Genomic DNA, 18,001 nt, shown 5'->3' with positions numbered 1-18,001 from the left:
TTATGTAAAGAAAAATATCATGAAGGACCGAAGAAAGTTGTAAGCGCATAAACATGCATGAATTAGTTTGTAAATTTAATGGGATCAATTCCGTTATCACTGGTCGAAAAGAACGTGCCGGCTATGTGCAAAAAACCTTGCAGCGTCCAATGGACGTTGCAAGGTTCAATGGGGCGCTGCCGTCCCGGGGATGACGCCAGGTTCAAATGCGGTGCTGACGACCGGGGGATGCCTGAAGGCTCAAGGGCGACATGCCGTCTACGAAGTCACTGGCGCGATACAGTCCGATGTTCAATTTAGTTCAGAACCGATACGGCCCCCTCCTCGCCCTCACTTTGTTCCATTATAATGGTAACGCTTTGAACCCCCGAATTCCCGAGCAGCCGGATACGCGCTCCGCGACCGTCATCCGGTCCGGGAGACGCTCCGTTGATTGTTGCCCGGCTTTTCGAGGCGGGCAGGCGATGCGGGTTCAGGACGCGGATCTCCGTCCGCGATCCGCCATGGCGGTAGGTGAGGCTTACGGAAGGCCAATCCGCCGGAAGGCATGGCTCGATGATCAGCTCATCTCCCTCGCGCCTCAGACCGAGAATCCATTCCAGGCCCGCCTGGTACATCCAGCCGGAGGCGCCCGTGTACCAGGTCCATCCCGCCTTGCCTCCGTAGATGTCCGTCGTATAGACATCCGCGGCCATGACGTAAGGCTCTCCGCCATATCTTCTGACATCGCCCGGCGACTTGGCATGGCTGACCGGATTCAAGAGCCGGAACAGGTCCGCCGCCTTGTCGCCTTGACCCAGCTTGGCCCACGCCACGATGCTCCAGATGACGCCATGCGTATACTGGGCGCCGTTCTCCCTAAGGCCCGGCGGATAGCCTTGAATATAGCCGGGGCTTGGATGCGTCTTGTCGAACGCGGGAGTAAGCAGGCGCGCAAGCATCAGATGGCGGTCGACAAGCTCGCGGTCGAACGACCGCATAGCCATGGCAGCGCGATCCGGCGGAGCTCCGCCGGAAATGACCGACCAGGACTGCGCGATCGCGTCGATGCGGCATTCGGCGCTGCGGCTGGAGCCCAGCCAGGCGCCCTCGTCGGTGCAGGCGCGCCGGAACCACTCGCCGTCCCAGGCATGCTCGTTGATCGCGCCTGCAATCCGGGTCCGCTCCTTGCGGTAATGGGCAGCGCGCAGCTCGTCCCCGCGGCGCTCGCAGACGGCGCTGAATTTCTCCAATACGACGCAAAGGAACCAGCCCAGCCATACGCTTTCGCCGCGGCCCTCGTCGCCGACCGAGTTCATGCCGTCGTTCCAGTCGCCGATTCCCATCAGCGGAATGCCGTGACGGCCGGAAGTGAGGCCTTTGTCGATGGCCCGGACGCAGTGCTCGTACAGCGTTCCCTCCCGGCCCGAAAGAACGGTCGCTTCGTACCTCTCATGCTCCTCGGGTCCGAGCGGGGAGCTTGCGATGAATGGCGCTTTGTCGTCGAAAACATCCCAGTCCCCCGTATGAACGGCATAACGCGCCGATGCGTATGGAAGCCAGAGCAGGTCGTCGGTATACCGTGTCCGGATTCCCTTATGCGTTTCTTCATGCCACCAATGCTGGACATCGCCCTCCTCATATTGGTGGGAAGCGTTCAGCAGCAGCTGCCGGCGCGTCAATTCCGGCATGGCATGGAGCAGCGACATCGAATCCTGGAGCTGGTCGCGGAAGCCGTATGCGCCTCCCGCCTGGAAGAACGCCGTACGCGCCCACACGCGGCAGCTGAGCGCCTGGTACAGAAGCCAGCCGTTCATCAGCAGGTTCATCTCCTTGTCCGGCGTCTCCACGACCGTCTGCTCCAGCTTCTCCTTCCAGAAGGCGGCTGAAGCCGGCTCCACGGCCGAGCAGCTGTCGGGACTGCGGTAGCGCTGCGCCAGCTCCAGCGCCTCCTGCCTGCTGGCGCCTGCTCCCAAGGAGAGATAGACAGTCCGCGTCTCTCCCGGCGCCAGCGTCAGGGCAAGCCGGACGGCTCCGCAGCTGTCGGCGAAAGCGCCGGTATCGCCGCTAAGAGCCGCGCTTCCCATTCCTGCCGGACAGTATACCGTATGGCCGCTGCCGATGAACTCCTTGCGATTGGCCGTGAAGCTGATGTCTTCATCGAGGTTTCCCGTCCGGTCAGAGCTGATCCTCAGGAAAGCCGACGCTTCCCGGAATGTATCCTGGTACGCGTTTCGCGCAAGCAGCGAGCCGGATTCCTCGTCCCATTCCGTGACGATATAGGAGGCCGAGGAATCCCGGCTCACTCCAAGCACCCAACTGCACATGCCGGTCACGGACAGCCGGCGGCTCCGATCGCTGTCATTGGTCAACCTGACTGCGGTCAGCTTGACGGAGTCGGAAGGATGGACAGAGACGGATATGGACTGGCTCAGCCCTTCCATCGCCGTCTCGAAACGGCTGTATCCGCGTCCGTGAGCGACACGGAATTCCCGCGTATCCGAGGGGGATGGAAATGCCGTCCAAAAACAGCCCGACTCCTCGTCGCGAACGTAGGCGAGCTCGCCCGGAGGATCAAGAACAGGATCGTTCGACCAAGGGGAAAGCTTGAATTCACGGCTGTTGCTCCACCAGGTATAGCCCGTCCCCCGTTCGGTCACGAGCGTTCCGAAGGAAGGGCCTGCGATGACGTTGCTCCACGGCACGGCCAGCGGCTCGCCCGGCTTGAGCCGGATGACGTACTCGCTGCCATCCGCGGAAAAACCTCCCCAGCCGTTGAAAAATTGAAGCTCTCCGGCTTCCGGAGCCAGCGGGAGCGCCGTCACGCAGGCCTTTCTCCGCGTCTGCAGCGAAGCCTCGTCCCAGCCTCCCGCACCGGCTTCCTTCACCTCGCTGTCTGTCTCGCCGGCTTGAACCCCATCATCGCCGGCGGTCCGCTGCGGACGGCTGCGCAGCTGGGCTCCGATGCTCGGTCCCCCCGCATCAAGAGCGACCCGAGAGGAAGCGACCAGCAGGTCGAGGCTCTCCCCGGAGAGCTTGGCCGCATCCAGCGGATACAAGCCGCCCCCTACGGAATAAGGAGGATAGGACACCGCGGCCTGCACGGATGCCGAGAGGGCATGGTGGAGCTCCTGCTGGTAGCCTTCGCTGCTCTCGTTCAGCAGCACCAGATCGCTTGCGATGCCTAGTCGCCGCAAGTATCCGTGACCGTCAATGATTCGATTCGCAAATCCAAGCTGCGACAGATCTCCGATACGGAGCAGCATAATGGGAAGATCTCCGGATATGCCCATGCTCCATAATCCCGGCTGGCCGGACTTGTTGCGCCGGATGGCTTCAGCCCGCTCGCGTCCAAGAGGCGGGACATAGAGCAGCCTGGCCGCCAAAGTCTGCATCGCCGCCGCATCCGCAGGCTGCAGCCTGTGCTGCCGCAGCGAAATTCCCGCAAGCGTCCAGGCCAGGTCGGCCGCCTTGTCCATGCGCGGGATGCCGCGCAGCTCGCGCACCATCTGCAGCGCCTCGCCGCGCGAGCCGGACATGCCGCTCACAGCCTGAAGCACAGCCTGCTCTCCCGGCTGAAGCGTCAGCTTGCGGCGCAGCACAAACGCGGGATCCAGCACAGCTCCTGTCGTTCCGCTGAGCCGTTCTCCGGCGCTCCGCGGAGCGGCGAGAGAATGGCCGCGGCCGATGAACTTCGCCCGGTCCGTCTCATATTCAAGCGGAGCCGACTGGTCTCCATCGACAATCAAGGCATGGACGCCCCAAACCTGCTTCTCTTCGGGCGAGCGGGGCCGCCGGAAGGCGAGCAGCGCGCCGGTATCGCCGTCATAGGATGTTTGGACGAACAGCTTGCTGAATGCGGGATGAGCGTCGTCGACGGCCGGAGGAGCAAGCGCCAGCTCCAGGTAGGTCGTGATTTCGAGCAGCCGCGGCTCCCGGCTTTCATTCACCAGCCGGATCAGCCGGATCTCCGCCGGGTGCTCGGGAGCGGCGAATACCTCCATGACGGCGGCGACACCGCCTTCCTTGCGGGAAAACACCGCCTTATCCAAGCCGAAGCTGGCGGAGGCTCCTTCCCCTTCGGAGCCGACGGGATAGAAAGAAGGCGACCAGAACAGTCCGCCTGTAAGATCCCGGATATATACGGCCGGTCCGTGCGATTCCGTGAGAGCATCTTCGCGCCAGCGGGTCATGTTCACGCCGCCGCTGCGGATGAAGCCGCTGCCTGCCGCCGTCACGATCGTCGTGAAGGAGCCGTTGGACAGCACGTTCACCTCCGGCACGTCCGTGACCGGATGGCGGAATTCGCGGATGTAACGGCCGTCTTCCGCCGGCGCGCTGCGCGCCGACCCCGGCTTGAGCGCCTGAGGAGCGATGACGGCCGCCTTTTCCGGGATGCGTTCCTGCAGGATAAGCTCGGCCGCCTCAACGCGCGGATCGGCGTGGAATCGTTCGGTCATGGGACGCTCCAGCAGCAGGTTGCCGAGCGTAAGCAGGCTCATCCCCTGATGATGGGCCATGAAGCTGCGGACAACGCGGTGCTTGTCTCCTTCCGGCAATCGGGATGCAGTCATGTCCACCGCCTCGCAGAATCCGTATGGACCGACAGCTCCGATCTCCTCATAGCGCCGAAGATTGGCCATCCCGGCCTTGATGTCCCAAGGCAGCGCCATGATAGCCGCATACGGGGCCAGGACGAGCTCCTTTTCAAGTCCCCTCTGGAAGCCAAGCCCCGGCACTCCGAATGCTTTGTATTGGTAGTTCATGTCGTAATCGAAGGCGTAGTAGCCCGACTCCGAAATGCCGTATGGCACTCCGCGCTCGCGCGCATATTCCTTCTGCCTCGCGACTACGGCCTTGAATGTGCTGTCCCATATCGACCCGCGATAGGTTTTCATCAGCAAGGCGGGCATCAAGTATTCGAACATCGTGCCGGACCAGCTCAGCAGAGCCGGATTCCGTCCGATCCGGGTCAGTCCTCGGCCCAGCCTGAACCAATGCGATACGGGAAGCTGGCCGCTTGCGATCGCGAGGAAGCTCGCCTGTCTCGCTTCCGATGCCAGCAGATCGTAGAGGATGTCGTCCCGTCTGTTCTGATCGGCGTTGTATCCGAGCGACAGCAGCTGCGCCTCGCTGTCGTAGAGCGGCCGAAAGTCGGTCTCGGCCGCCATTTTCTCGAGCCTTTCAGCGAGCCGGACAGCCTTCTCCACAGATGCGGATATTCCGGACCCGGCCCTCGCTTCGGGCTCGGCTCCCGATTCCGATCCAACCCCCGGCTCAGACTCCAGCTTAAACGTAGAGCTTGAGTCGGAGAAAGGCATGGAGTCAGACGCAGCCGCGATATTCGCATGGAACCGAGCCCGCCCGTCCGGCCAATCTCCGCTCTCCCTATGCGCCCATTCCAGCACTCCTTGCCTGACCGCGATCAGGTAGGCGACGAGATTGCCGGAATCGACCGTCGATACATACCGGGGATAGAGCGGCTGCAGCGTGCCCGTGTCGTACCAGTTGAAGAAATGCCCATGCCACCGGTCCATCCTCTCCAGCGTGTCGACCGTCAGCGAGATCCGGTCCACCATCTGTTCGAAGGATATGAATCCGAAATCACGGGCCGTAACGGTGCAGGCGAGCAGCAGGCCGATGTTCGTCGGCGAGGTCCGCCTTGCCGCCCCTTTGTCCGGATCGAGCTGAACGTTGTCGGGCGGCAGCCAGTTGTCCTCCGCATTCGCATAATCGGCGTAGTAGGCCCAAATGTTCGCGGCCAGACTGCGCAGCTTGTCCCGGTCCGCATCCGACAGCCTCTCCTCCCGTACCGTCGGCGCGCCGTTCAGCCAGACGACCAGCAGCGGAGCAGCCAGCCAGGCCGCAGCGGCCAGAATGGCGGCAGCCTGCCATCCGGCCGCTGCGCCGGACAGCCAGCCGACAACGGGCAAAAGCAAGGCCAGCACGGTTCCCGAAACCCGGAACGCGATCAGCTTCCCGCCGCTGTTCCTGTCCGTCTCTGCCGCGCTCGTCCATTCCAGAAGCCTCTTGCGGGATACGTTCAGCCGGTAAAGGGTCCGCAAGACGGCATCGGCCATCATGGCCGCCTGATAGGGCAGCAGCAGCACCGAAAGGCTGGCTTGCAGGACGGCGGCCTTCAGCTGTCCGGGATGGCGCACCAGGTAGCCCGGAGCGGCGAGAGCTTGAAGCAGCGGCAGGCAGGCCGTGAGAACAGCCGCTGCCAGCAGCGTCCATCTGGCTCCGGGAGGCAGCAGCAGCCCGATGACGAGAAGCAGGTAAAGCGCGGGCGGAAGCAGGCTCCGCCTGAGATTGTCGACGATCTGCCAGCGGGTGATCGCGCTGAGATCGACGGGCCGCGGCGTGCCGGAGCAGTCGCGCACCTTGGGCTTCAGCCAGCACAGCAGCTGCCAGTCTCCCCGGACCCAGCGATGCAGCCGCAGCTGCCAGGAGCGGAACGTCTTCGGATGCCCGTCGACAAGCTCGATGTCGGAAAGCAGGCCGCTCCGCAGAAATCCGCCTTCCAGCAGATCGTGGCTGAGAACGGCATTGTCCGGAATCCGGTCCGCCAGCAGCCGGCGGAACAGCCGCGCATCGAATATTCCTTTTCCCGTAAAAATGCCTTGGCCGACACCGTCCTGGTAAGGATCCGACACCGCGAACGCATACGGATCAATGCCGGGGTTGCCTGCCCAGAGCGCAGCGAGGCGGGAGCTGGCGGCGGATTCCCTGCTGATCGCGATCCGCGGCTGCAGCACCGCGTAGCCTTCCTCCACCCTCGTGCCCTTCTCATTGAGGCGCGGCCGATTGTACGGAAGATGCATCGTGCCGACCATCCGCTGCGCGCTTCCGATGGGAAGCTGCGTGTCGGCATCGAGCGTAATGACATAAGCGATCCGCGGAAATACGGAAGCATCGGATTCGCTCAGCGAGAATCCGGTCTGCCGATCGCCCTCCAGCAGCCTCGCGAACTCGACGACCTTGCCCCGCTTGCGCTCCCAGCCCATCCAGACGCCTTCCCGCTCGTTCCAGGTCCGCTTCCGCTGGAGCAGGTGGAACGTGCTCCCTTCCGCGCCATAGTGCCGGTTGAGCCTTCGGATTCCTTCCGCTCCGGCTTCCTCAAGCTCCTTGTCCAGCTCTGTATGCTCGCTCCCCGCATCGGGATAGTCGCCCAGCAAGGCAAAGTGGAAGCGCGCATCCCGGTTGGCCAGATAATGAAGCTCCAGCCGATGGACCAGCTCCTTCACCTCGGCGATGCTTGACCAGATGACCGGAACGACAATCATCGTATCCGCTCCCGGAGGAATTCCCGTCGAGAAATCGTATCGGAGCAGCGGCCTGGTCGGCATGACCTTTCCGATCAGCCCGTGCAGCAGGACGACAGCCCATTCCGAGGCCGGAAACGCAAGCAGCAAGGCGGCCGATACCCAGCCTCCGGCACGAAGTCCGCCTGCTTCCCCCGCCCAGATCGTAAGGACGGCGGCGGCAGCCGCGAACAGGACCGCCAGCAGCGCGAGGTATGTGCTTGTCCGATGCCGGAGCAAGCCGTTTTCAGGCAATCTCCGGGCTTTCGCTGTCCGGCACGCCTCCCTGCGCAGCAGCCGCCTGCCTTGAGGCTCGAGCAGATAATAAGCGGCGTACGCGGTCCGGGGGAGCAGGGGAAGCTCCACATAGGCTTTCTCCTCGGCCTTCTTGCGGAGTTCCGCCCTGCTGCCGAGACCCGGAGCATTTTTCCCCGATAAAGGAGCCGCGCCGCCTTCCAGGCCGCCCCTTCCCGGCTGTCCATCGCCGTCCGCTGCAGGCCATCCGGCTTTCCCGGCCTCCGCGTCCGCCAGCCGGACCGCGCAGGACGCGACCAGGCTCTCCGGCAGCCCCAGCCGCGCCGCGAGCCGCGCCGTGCCTGCCCGGAGCGTCGCCCTGCTCTGCGCATCCATAAGAGAATAAGTTCCCGCCGCTTCGCTTTTGAGCATCGCATCGGCCATGCTGAGATCTTCCAGCTCTTTCTCCCAGGAAGTCCGCTCGGCCGCTCTCAGGCTGCCGATCAGACGTCCGGCCTCGCTTTGATACCGGGCTTGAAGCCTCGCTTCGTAAGCGTTCAGCCTGGCCAGGCTTTCCGTTCCGTTGTCCAGGCGCAGCAGCAGCCAGCGCCTCACATCCTCGGAATCGTCCGCCCATTCCCGCAGCCTCGAGGTCAGATGGGCCACGACCGCTCCCGAGAGCATGATGTCCCTTCCAGCTCTGTCGAGCGCCTCCGCCAGAGGGAGCGCTTGCGGCCCTCTGCCGCCGGCCAGCGCCTGCTTCAGGATGCGTTCCGCGCCCATGCAGGCATCATGCCGCTGGCGCACCTCCCTGAACACTTCCGCAAGACGCCTGAAGAGGCATGTCTTCAGAGCGAGCGGCAGCGACCACGTCTCCGCGATCGTAAGCACGGCAACCTCCTGATAAGCCTGGATGAAGGCGACAAACGAATTCCGGTCGTAGCTTCCTCCCGAAGCGTCCAAATACCCGTCGCAGACGGCTTCCACCCGGGCATGGCCCGAACGCCGCAAATAAGGAAGGCCGGCAAGTCCTCCGTGCCTCAGCTCCATCGAAGCATGATAGCCCTGCTCCTCGATGAATTCCGAATGGTCCAGCAGCCATTCGGCGGCAGGCTGCGAGCAGCCGCAGTCGTCCGCGCGCAGCTCCTCGGCGAATTCCTGCAGCTGCCTGAGCTGGGCGGCAAGCGCCTTCCTTTGCCGGGAGGCCTTTCTTCCTCTAGCCGTATCGTGAGTCAGGGCGAGCTGTCTAGCTGCCTGTATATAGGATTCCGTAGTCGTCATGAGTCCCCCTGGGTCGCTTAGCTTAGTCTGTCCGCGCCGGAGTACGCTCCGCTATGCGCTTATCCACCTCAACTAAATATTCCCAAAGGGGCCGTATTTTATGACCTTCTCCTCCGATTCCCCTGCGCCTGCCTTCTTCCCGGACCGCTGCAGCCCCATAAAAAAAGATCCGGCGGCTACCGGATCTCGGACGGGCTCCTGCCCGTGTACTGCTTGAACTGCCTGCTGAAGAAAAAGATGTCCCGGTAACCGAGCGCGTCTGCGACCTCCGTCACATTGAGCCCTCCGTGCATGAGCAGATGCTGGGCCCGCTCGATGCGCGTCCGGATCATGTACGTCTGGACCGGAGTTCCGATGATTTCCTTGAACTTGATCGAGAAATACCGCGGAGACAAGCCGGCTCGTCCGGCCAGATCCTCCACCCGATGGGAGATGCCCGGATTCTGGCGGATGTAGTTGGCGATTTCCTGGATCGCTTCCGTCAGCTGGTTGCTCGCCTTGCGCTCCAGGACCGGCTGCCTGTCCGCGCGCAGCAGGTGGATCATCATCTGCTTCAGGATGAGCTGCGCTTCTTCCTCCGCTGCAAAGGTCCTCACCAGGAAGAGGCGGACATAACGGGAGAGCATGTTCTCGAATTCCACCGTCTCCTCCAACTCGCGGTAGCGTGCCGGAATATCGAGCGGTTCTCCTTCAATGGCAAAGTGGATATAAGTCAGCACAAGCGGCCGCTGCGGATTGTGGACGGCGCTGGTGTAGTCTCCGGGGCGGAACAGAAAGCAGCTTCCCGGTCCGACGGGATAGGGATCTCCATTAAGCGTAAGCTCCCCTTCTCCGCTCCAGACATAAAACAGGTCGAAATTGGCCATCGGCTTCTCCCTGCGCGGCCACTTCCAGCCCGGCTCGCAGACGATCTTGGCGAATGACGGCAACAGCTTGAACGATGAGGGCGGTACTTGCAGCATTCGGCCTCGGATGCTCCTCTTGGGCGGGATTAGATTGAAGGAAAGACCGCCGCCATGGCGCGGATCAACCTAATCAGCCTTGTTTTTCGCCATCATACCCCAGCATCGAGGGGACGCGCAAGCTTCATAAAAAATGTCCGAACCCTCCCTCCGCCGCGCAAATAATGATATAATAGCACCCGAAGAAAGCATGCGCATGACCGGCATTCCACTCGCGGCCCTTCGGGACGGCAACAGGGACGGTCGCGCAGGCAGCGAGCAGTTGATGCATCAGCCCGCCGGGACCCTCAAGCGGCCCGGACACATCGACCCCCGGAAGGACGGAATCGGAATCATGAATCCACTTGCCCAGCAGTTGAACACCGCGCTGGAAAAAGGCAATGCCCATGTGTACGCCATGTTGTCAGGCCTGGGACGCAAGCTTTATTTTCCGAAGGAAGGCATTCTCAGCCAGTCCGCCGAGGCCAAGGCCAAAGCCACGAAGTTCAACGCCACGATCGGAATCGCCACGGAAGGCGGAGCTCCGATGCACCTGAAGGCTATCCAGGAAACGCTGTCGGCCTATGAGCCGAAGGATCTGTACGAATACGCTCCTCCTGCCGGCAAGCCGGAGCTGCGGGCCGCATGGCGCGAGAAGATGATCAAGGACAATCCGTCCCTCGCCTCCAAGCCGTTCGGCAATCCCGTCGCGACCAACGCTCTCACTCATGGCCTGAGCATCGTGGCCGATCTGTTCGCCGATGCCGGGGATGCGGTCATCATACCGGATAAAAACTGGGAGAACTACGAGCTCACCTTCGGCATCCGCCGCGGAGCCGAAATCGTGGAATACCCGCTCTACACCGCCGAAGGACGCTTCAATGCCGACGGCCTGCGCGAGGCGCTGCTCGCCCAGCGGGACAAAGGCAAGGCGATCGTCATCCTGAACTTCCCGAACAATCCGACCGGCTACACTCCCGGCCCGGATGAATGCCGGGAAATCGTCGCCGCCCTCAAGGCGGCCGCCGACGAAGGCATCCTCGTCGTTGCCGTCACGGACGACGCCTACTTCGGCCTGTTCTTCGAGGATTCCGTCCATGAATCGCTGTTCGGCAGCCTCGCCGGAATCCATGAGCGCATCCTGCCCGTCAAGGTGGACGGCGCCACCAAGGAAGAATACGTCTGGGGATTCCGGGTGGGCTTCATCACCTACGCCTCGGATTCCCCCGAGGTTCTGGCCGCGCTGGAGCAGAAGACGATGGGCATCATCCGCGCGACGATCTCCAGCGGCCCGCATCCGTCGCAGACCTTTGTGCTCCGTGCTCTGCGCTCCCCTGATTTCGAAGCCCAGAGAGCGGAGAAATACGCCATTATGAAGGGACGCGCCAACCGCGTCAAGCAGCTGCTGGACAGCGGCCGCTACGACGGCGACTGGACCTATTATCCGTTCAATTCCGGCTATTTCATGTGCCTGCGCCTCATCGGCGTCGGTGCGGAAGAGGTGCGCCAGCGTCTCCTGGACGAATACGGAGTCGGCACGATCGCTCTCGGAGAGACCGATCTGAGGGTTGCATTCAGCTGCACCGAGGAGTCCAGCCTTGAGGAGCTGTTCAACCTGATTCATCAGGCGGTACGCGACTTGAAGACGAACGGATTTCAATAAGGAACAGGCATGCCGAGCCATCTCGAGATGGTCCGGCATGCCTGTTTTTTTTTGTAGTTCCCGGCATGATCGCGGCGAGCCTTCCGCGAGACGAAAAAGCCGCATTCCGGATGGACGGAATGCGGCTGGAGGTCAATCGTCGCCATCGTCTGCAAGCACGCGCTTCGTCAGCCGGCGGGGACGCAGCAGCAGGATGTACCCGGCCCCGGCAGCGGCGGCCGCTGCTGCGGCCAGCGGCTTGCCCTGCAGCAGCAGAGGCAGGCTGCCGGCGAGCCAGAGCAGCAGCAGGATGATCAGCAGCGCGAGCCTGTCCACTTGGATAAGCGAGTGCAGACGCTGCTTCTCCGGCAGAGGATACACATGGCGCCATACCGTGTATTGATGCCACGAACCGAGAGAAGAGGTCTGAAGGCCGGCGATCAGCAGGAACAGCAGCTGCGCGGCAGCCGTTCCCCAGCCACCTAGCCAGGCGGCTTCGCCAAGCCAGTAGCAGCACAGCATGCCGAGCAGCGTCAGGCGCAGCAGCATGCCACCGAGCTCCGTGCGGGCCATGCTGAGACTGTACAAGTACGTATAGGTGCTCTGTCTGCGCAGCGGCACGAGCTTGGACAGCCAGCTCAGATAAGGCCGGGAGCTGACCGCCGAGCCGAGCGCAGGCACATCCGTGAACCAGCCGAAAAACCGGTAATAGCGGATTATCGTCCGGCCTTCCTCGCGAATCAGCGTTTCCCATGGGAATCTCTGGCGGGCCGCCAGCCGAGAAGCCGCCCACCAGAGAGCTCCGGAGACAGCCGTGAAGGCCGCGGCCTTCCAAGGAAGGAAGGCGAGCCAGGCGGCGGCCGCCCAAGCGGTCAGAAACCAGCGCAGCAGCCGCAGCGCCCAGCGGGCCGACGGCCAGGCCGCCTGCCTTTCCCGCCAGGCAGACAGGCTGTTGGCCGCCTTCATGACCAGCACGGCGGCAAGCGTGATCCAAAGATCGGGCTTCCAGGCGGCGGCCGATTCGGCCGCCCCTGTCCGCACCGGCCAGAACAGCAGCAGGACAATGCCGGCAAGCGCAAGCCCTCCCGGAAGATTATGGCGGAACGATCTCCGGATATAAGCGTCCATATGCGCTTCCCTAGGCATCAGAAAGACGATATCGGCAGGCTGCAGCCAAGTCCGCAAAGGGCTCCAGGCGACAACCGGCGTCAGCAGCACAGCGCCTGCGGCGACGGCGGGAAAGTCGGCCGGCACCTGCTTGATGAATTCCGTATAGTAGACGGCGCTTACGATGAGGAGAAGGAAAAGGACGAGCGGAACGCCGCTCCGGAGCATATAGCCGACATAGGGCATGGAGTTGCGGTAAAAGGCGGAAGCCCTCTTTTTCCAGATCGCTTCAAGCGTTTCGCCCATCGGCGTCACTCTCCTCCACGATGCCGTAGAAGATGCTCTCCAGCGATTGTCCTTCGGCTCCGCGCGAGCTTCTGACCTGCGCCAGCGTCCCGAGCTCCTTGACCCGCCCTTGGTGCAGGATCATGAAGCGGTCGCAGTAAGCCTCGACCGTCGAGAGGATATGCGTGCTCATGAGGATGGCCGCTCCGCGCTCCCTCTCTTCCACAAGCCGCTCCAGCAGCGAGCGGATGCCGAGCGGATCGAGGCCGAGAAACGGCTCGTCGATGATGTACAGATCCGGCCGGGCCAGCAGAGCGTTCATGAGCATGACCTTCTGCTTCATTCCTTTCGACAGATGCGCAGCCCGCGAGCCGCGCTTGGGACCCATTCGGAATTCCGCGATCAGCTTCTCCGATCTTTCCCGGTAATCCTCCTCCTGCAAGCCGTAAGCCATCGCCGTCATCCGCAGATGCTCTTCCACAGTGAGCTCCTCGAAAAGCACCGGCGATTCCGGTACATAGGCGAATGCTCCCCGATAGCGTTCCGGCTGCTCCTCCAGCTTGACGCCGCGGATCCGGACCTCTCCCTGCTGCGGCGCCATCAAGCCCAGAATATGCTTGACTGCCGTGCTTTTGCCGGCTCCGTTGAGGCCGATCAGCCCCATCATCTCCCCTCGCCTGACCGTAAAATCCAGATCATGCAAGACCGGCCTGCGCGGACTGTAGCCTCCTACAAGATGACTGACCTGCAGCACATTTTCCTCTGCGAATGCTTCTGCCACTATCGTTTCCTCCCGTGCCTGCAGAATGTGCAGGAACAGGCTTCCGCATCCTACGCTGCGAAAGCCTGTCTGCCTGAAAGCTGGAAATCCCGGCTTGCAACGCCGGAGTCGTTATTGATCGGGCTGGTCCCGCTTGGCTTTCAGCCATTTCGGGGCCCCTTTGTTCTTGTCCGCCTTGGCTTTCCGCGCCTTGGCTGCCGGCCCCGAAGATGCCGCCGCCTTCGGCTTGACGCCTCCCGCGGCAGGCTGCGCCTCGCGCCTGCGGTCCGACTCTGCCGGCTCTCCGCCGGCAGAATCCGGCGCCTTGCTCCGGCTGCCCGCTGCCCGGACTCCGGAGACGGCAGCCTTGGCGGCTGATGCCGGCTTTTGCCCTGCAGTGAAGCCCCGTGCGGATCCCGCCTCTTGTACGGGGCGGGACTGCAGCGGAGCAGATTGCTCCTGAGCGGGAGGAGACTCCAGCGGAGCACGCCGCTTCTGGCCGGAACCGGATCCCGACAGCTGATCCAGCAGCGGCGTCCGCGACGGTGTCGTGCCGGCCCTCTGCGATGAAGCCGCAGCTCCTCTCGACGGTGTCGTGCCGGCCTTCTGCGATGGAGCCGCACCTTCTCTCGCAGGAGACGGCCTGCGGCGGACATCCGCCGGATCGACCAGCTTGCCCTTGTACATGGCCAGCTCCGGAATATCGACATCCAGCTTGCGCTTGTACTTGTCGATCAGATAACGTTCGCCCGGCGCCGCGATCGTGAACACCCGGCCTTCCCGGCCCATCCGGCCCGTACGGCCGGAGCGGTGGACATACTGATCCGCGTCTGCAGGAGGCTCGAGATTGATGACGAGCGGAAGTCCGGGAATATCAAGCCCCCTCGCCGCGACATCCGTGGCCAGCAGCAGCTGGCAGCGCCCTTCGCGGAATCTCGCCAGCGTAGCGGCGCGGCGCTGCTTGTTGGCATCGCCGTACAGCGTCTCGACATTGAAGCCTTCATAGGACAGCTTGGCCTCATAGTTGGCGATCTGGTCCGTATCGTTGATGAACAGCAGCGCCGAGGCGGGGTTGAGCAGCCGGATGAGCTTGCGGGCCGTATCCAGGCGGTCGCGCCATTCGCAGCCGATGAACGCATGCTCGATCGTGCCGGATACGCGCTGGGCAGGCTCGATGTCGACGCGCTCCGGATTTTTCATCCACCGCTTTTCCAGCGTCTTCAGAACCTGCGGATAGGTGGCGGAGAAGAAAGCGACCTGTTTGTCTTTGGGCGCCGCCCACAAAATGGTCTCCACCTCGCTCGTCGAACCGAGCCCGAAAACCTGGTCCGCCTCGTCGACGATGATCGTCCGGGTTTCGGACATCTTGAGCTTTCTCAGCTTCAGCAGCTCATGGATGCGCCCAGGCGTTCCGATGACAAGCTGCGGATTCAGCTTCAGCTTCTCGATCTGCCTTTTGACCGCGGCTCCCCCGATCAGCTGCTGCACGCGGACTCCATAGGCCTCGCCGTACATTTCCGCCACACGCACGATCTGCATCGCAAGCTCCTGGGTAGGGGAAAGGATGACGGCCTGCACCGACTTGCTCGCCGAATCGATCCGCTGCAGCAGCGGCAGCATGTAGGCGAGAGTTTTGCCCGTTCCCGTCTGCGATCCGGCCGACACATCCCTGCCTTCCAGCAGGAGAGGGATGGCCTTCGCCTGTATAGGGGTCGGCTCCCCGATGCCGTTCTCCGCCAGCTTGCCGGCTGCGGCTTCTTCAATTCCAAGCTGCTTCCAAGTATCCAATGACATCTTGTCTAGTTCTCCTTGTTCGCACCGCCTCCCCTTGCTCAGGCGAAGGCGGATGCATTATTTCTTGTTCAGCATCGGTCCGGCGATCCGGTCAGCCAATCTCGGAAACAGCCGGTACAGCCTCGCTCCGGCGGCAGCAAGCCAAGGCAGATCAAGCTCCGCACGCGGCTTCTCGACCAGATGCACAATGCGGTCCGCAACCTTCTCCGGCTTCAGCATGAGCCAGCTTACGTTCTTGACATAAGAACCGTCGGGATCGGCCTGATCGAAGAAAGGCGTATCGATGGGACCGGGATTGACGGCGGACACGAAAATGCCCCGACCTCTTACCTCCTGCCGCAAAGCATCCGTCAAGCCGACGACCGCGTGCTTGCTGGCCGAATAACCGCTTGATTTCGGCGTCGCGAGCTTGCCGGCCAGCGAAGCGATATTGATGATATGTCCGCTTCGATTGTCCAGCATGGAGGGAAGAACGGCCTTGGTGCATCTCACGAGGCCCATATAATTCGTATCCATCATGGATTCAAATTCCTGAACGGTACTGTCGGCAAAAGTCTTGAATAGACCGAAGCCGGCATTGTTGATCAGCACGTCGATTCGGCCGAACTCTCGGAGCACGCTGTCCATCACGGCCTGGACCGCCTCGTTGTCCGTCACGTCCAGCCGCCTGCTGCCGCAGCGGCCCGAAATGGATGCAGCCGCCGCAGCAAGCCTTTGTTCGCTGCGTCCGCAAAGAACCGGAATGGCGCCTTTGGCGGCGAGCCTGCGGGCGATCAGCACCCCGATGCCGCTGGTCGCTCCTGTAACCACGATTACTTTGTCGCGAATCATTGTTATCACCTGCTACAAGTGTACTTTATAAGCGATATGATAGCAAAGCCGGGCGGCTTGCTCCCATCTCGAAGAAGGCATCCGCCCGCTCTCTAGATCCGGTCTCGTCCCCGACCGCTGAAGCCACAAAAAAAAGCTCCCTGGGGAGCTTCCTTTTGGCCTGGAAAAAGCTGTTGCTGCGCTTTCGTCCTTAGCCCTATGTTCCGCCCATAGCAAAAAAAACGGCGCAGCCGGCAGGCTTATGTTACGATGCAAGTAATACCTGGATGTCCAGTTGGCCGATTCCTTCGAGAATCAGAGGCACGGACAGCGCCTGGCGCCTATCCAGGAAATCAAGCTCCGCTCCCTGCAGCAGCGCCGGAGGCGTAATATCCACATGAACTCCCTGGCTGGACAGCTTCGTGCTGGCATTGCCGCTGATCATATTGCTCAGTTCCGATATGGCGCTGCGGCCGATCTCGTCCAGCGCGTCGACCTGGAAACCGCCCATCATCGCCGAAACGATGTTCAAGGCATCCACCTCGCTCATGCCGAACATGATATCTCCGCTCACTTGACCGATCAATTGAATTCGAATCCATAAAAAATCGTTGGCGCCGCTCAGCACCTTCAGGCCGATTGGCCCAGGCATAGGTTTGATCTGGACGACCTGTTCCAATACCATGACTGCGGACTCCAGGAACGGATTGATAAATTCGGCTCTCATCGGCACTTAAGCTCCTTATAGACCAAGTTTCACGTCAACCTTATATTGGTAGCAATTATACTAAATTAACTAGTGCAAGTATACCAATATAACCATTAACGCTACTAAAGACCTATAACGTCAAGGTGAGCTTGGTTCTAATTTTGGAAAGGCGGAGGATGACTCATGCCTGGTATATGGACCCATATCCGGTTCGGCCGATTGGTGCTTGAGACGTCCGGGGAGCAGCGCCTGCTGTCTTCGCCGGAGCTGGAAAGAGGCTTCATCCTGGGATGCCTGGGCCCGGATTTTCTTTATTGCCACCGGCTGATGCCATGGCCGAGACGATCTCTCATGCACGTGCTGGCCGACCGGCTTCATCGGCAGAATCCCCTGCCCGTGCTGCTGGATCTGCTCGACGGAGTCTCCGGACGTTCTCTCGATGGCCCGGAGACAGACGAAGCCGTCGTCTACACGCTCGGTTTCATCCTCCATCTGCTCCTTGATGCCGGCATGAAGCCCGACGGCAGTCTCTCTCCCAACGGATATGAAGCCATCAGACGCCGCTTGAACGTGGATGACCAGTCGCTGGATATGCATGCAAGCCCAGAGTCCGATGCCAGGCTCGACGCATGGATGCTTCAGGCCGCCGCCGGTCCTCTGCCGGACGCTGTAATCGAAAATTATGAGTGCATGATCGCCGTCCATCATGCGGATCTTGCTCCTTACGTCAAAAAGGATGACTGGAACAAGAGCATGCGAGGCATGCTGGCCGTCTTGAGGCATCTGCAGGATCCCCGGGGTCTCAAAAGCATGATCGCCTCGCGCTTCCTCGCCCCTGAAGCCTACTCCAGAGTCCGGAGAGACGGGCTGAAATCCTTGCATTCAGCCGGTTCATCGACTCCGCATTCCGTCGCAATGTCTGGACAGGCATGGGAAGCTTATCTTGACCTTGTGGTTCCAGCCTCTAGCCTGCTTGCCATCGTCGTCCGCTGGCTGAGAGCTTCCGCCATCCGCGACGAAGCGGCGCTATCCATTGGGGCCAGACAATCGGCCGCGGCCGCTGAGGATTTCGGCTGGCGCGAGGCGGAGCTGCGCGCCGCTCTCGTGCGCCGCATGGAGGAATGGTTCCGTGCCCCGCCCGGCCCTCTCTGAATC

Annotated in this window: 9 protein-coding genes; 2 read left to right on the top strand and 7 right to left on the bottom strand. The window is 62.0% G+C overall.

The genetic code is table 11. From position 1 onward, the window contains the following. Positions 1-296: 296 nt before the first annotated feature. Together VE23_RS24280 and VE23_RS24275 are read right to left on the bottom strand one after the other, a co-directional pair. Positions 297-8,798 (bottom strand): GH36-type glycosyl hydrolase domain-containing protein, encoded by an 8,502-nt coding sequence (locus tag VE23_RS24280; RefSeq protein ID WP_049869420.1) that lies wholly within the window; start codon positions 8,796-8,798, stop codon positions 297-299. A gap of 176 nt (positions 8,799-8,974) precedes the next feature. After that, a complete protein-coding gene (locus VE23_RS24275; RefSeq protein ID WP_049869419.1) occupies positions 8,975-9,760 on the bottom strand; it encodes a helix-turn-helix domain-containing protein in 786 nt (261 codons plus the stop codon). A 334-nt stretch (positions 9,761-10,094) separates the two neighbouring features. Here VE23_RS24275 and VE23_RS24270 point away from each other — a divergent pair, with 334 nt between their 5' ends. Then, a complete protein-coding gene (locus VE23_RS24270; RefSeq protein ID WP_048746971.1) occupies positions 10,095-11,402 on the top strand; it encodes an aminotransferase class I/II-fold pyridoxal phosphate-dependent enzyme in 1,308 nt (435 codons plus the stop codon). Between the two features lie 132 nt (positions 11,403-11,534). Here the strand turns inward: VE23_RS24270 and VE23_RS24265 are convergent, their stop codons facing one another. From VE23_RS24265 to VE23_RS24245, 5 genes are all read right to left on the bottom strand, one after another. Then, entirely contained in the window at positions 11,535-12,794 is a 1,260-nt protein-coding gene (locus tag VE23_RS24265; RefSeq protein ID WP_049869418.1) for an ABC transporter permease, read from the bottom strand. After that, positions 12,778-13,554 carry an ABC transporter ATP-binding protein gene (locus VE23_RS24260; RefSeq protein ID WP_048749286.1) on the bottom strand — a complete coding sequence of 259 codons (777 nt, stop codon included), beginning with the start codon at positions 13,552-13,554 and terminating at the stop codon, positions 12,778-12,780. Before VE23_RS24260 ends, VE23_RS24265 begins: the two co-directional genes overlap by 17 nt. A gap of 111 nt (positions 13,555-13,665) precedes the next feature. After that, a complete protein-coding gene (locus tag VE23_RS24255; protein WP_048749284.1) occupies positions 13,666-15,327 on the bottom strand; it encodes a DEAD/DEAH box helicase in 1,662 nt (553 codons plus the stop codon). 57 nt (positions 15,328-15,384) lie between these two features. Further along, positions 15,385-16,158 carry an SDR family NAD(P)-dependent oxidoreductase gene (locus tag VE23_RS24250; protein WP_049869417.1) on the bottom strand — a complete coding sequence of 258 codons (774 nt, stop codon included), beginning with the start codon at positions 16,156-16,158 and terminating at the stop codon, positions 15,385-15,387. A 244-nt stretch (positions 16,159-16,402) separates the two neighbouring features. After that, the gene (locus VE23_RS24245; RefSeq protein ID WP_048749281.1) at positions 16,403-16,864 is read right to left on the bottom strand and encodes a chemotaxis protein CheX; all 462 of its coding nucleotides are present in this window, start codon (positions 16,862-16,864) and stop codon (positions 16,403-16,405) included. Between the two features lie 165 nt (positions 16,865-17,029). Here VE23_RS24245 and VE23_RS24240 point away from each other — a divergent pair, with 165 nt between their 5' ends. Then, positions 17,030-17,998 (top strand): hypothetical protein, encoded by a 969-nt coding sequence (locus VE23_RS24240; RefSeq protein WP_021880879.1) that lies wholly within the window; start codon positions 17,030-17,032, stop codon positions 17,996-17,998. Positions 17,999-18,001: the final 3 nt, after the last annotated feature.

This window comes from Paenibacillus sp. D9, assembly GCF_001188365.1.
In the GTDB taxonomy this organism is placed as follows: Bacteria; Bacillota; Bacilli; order Paenibacillales; family Paenibacillaceae; genus Paenibacillus_O; species Paenibacillus_O humicus.
This window is presented reverse-complemented; position numbering and strand designations above follow the sequence as displayed.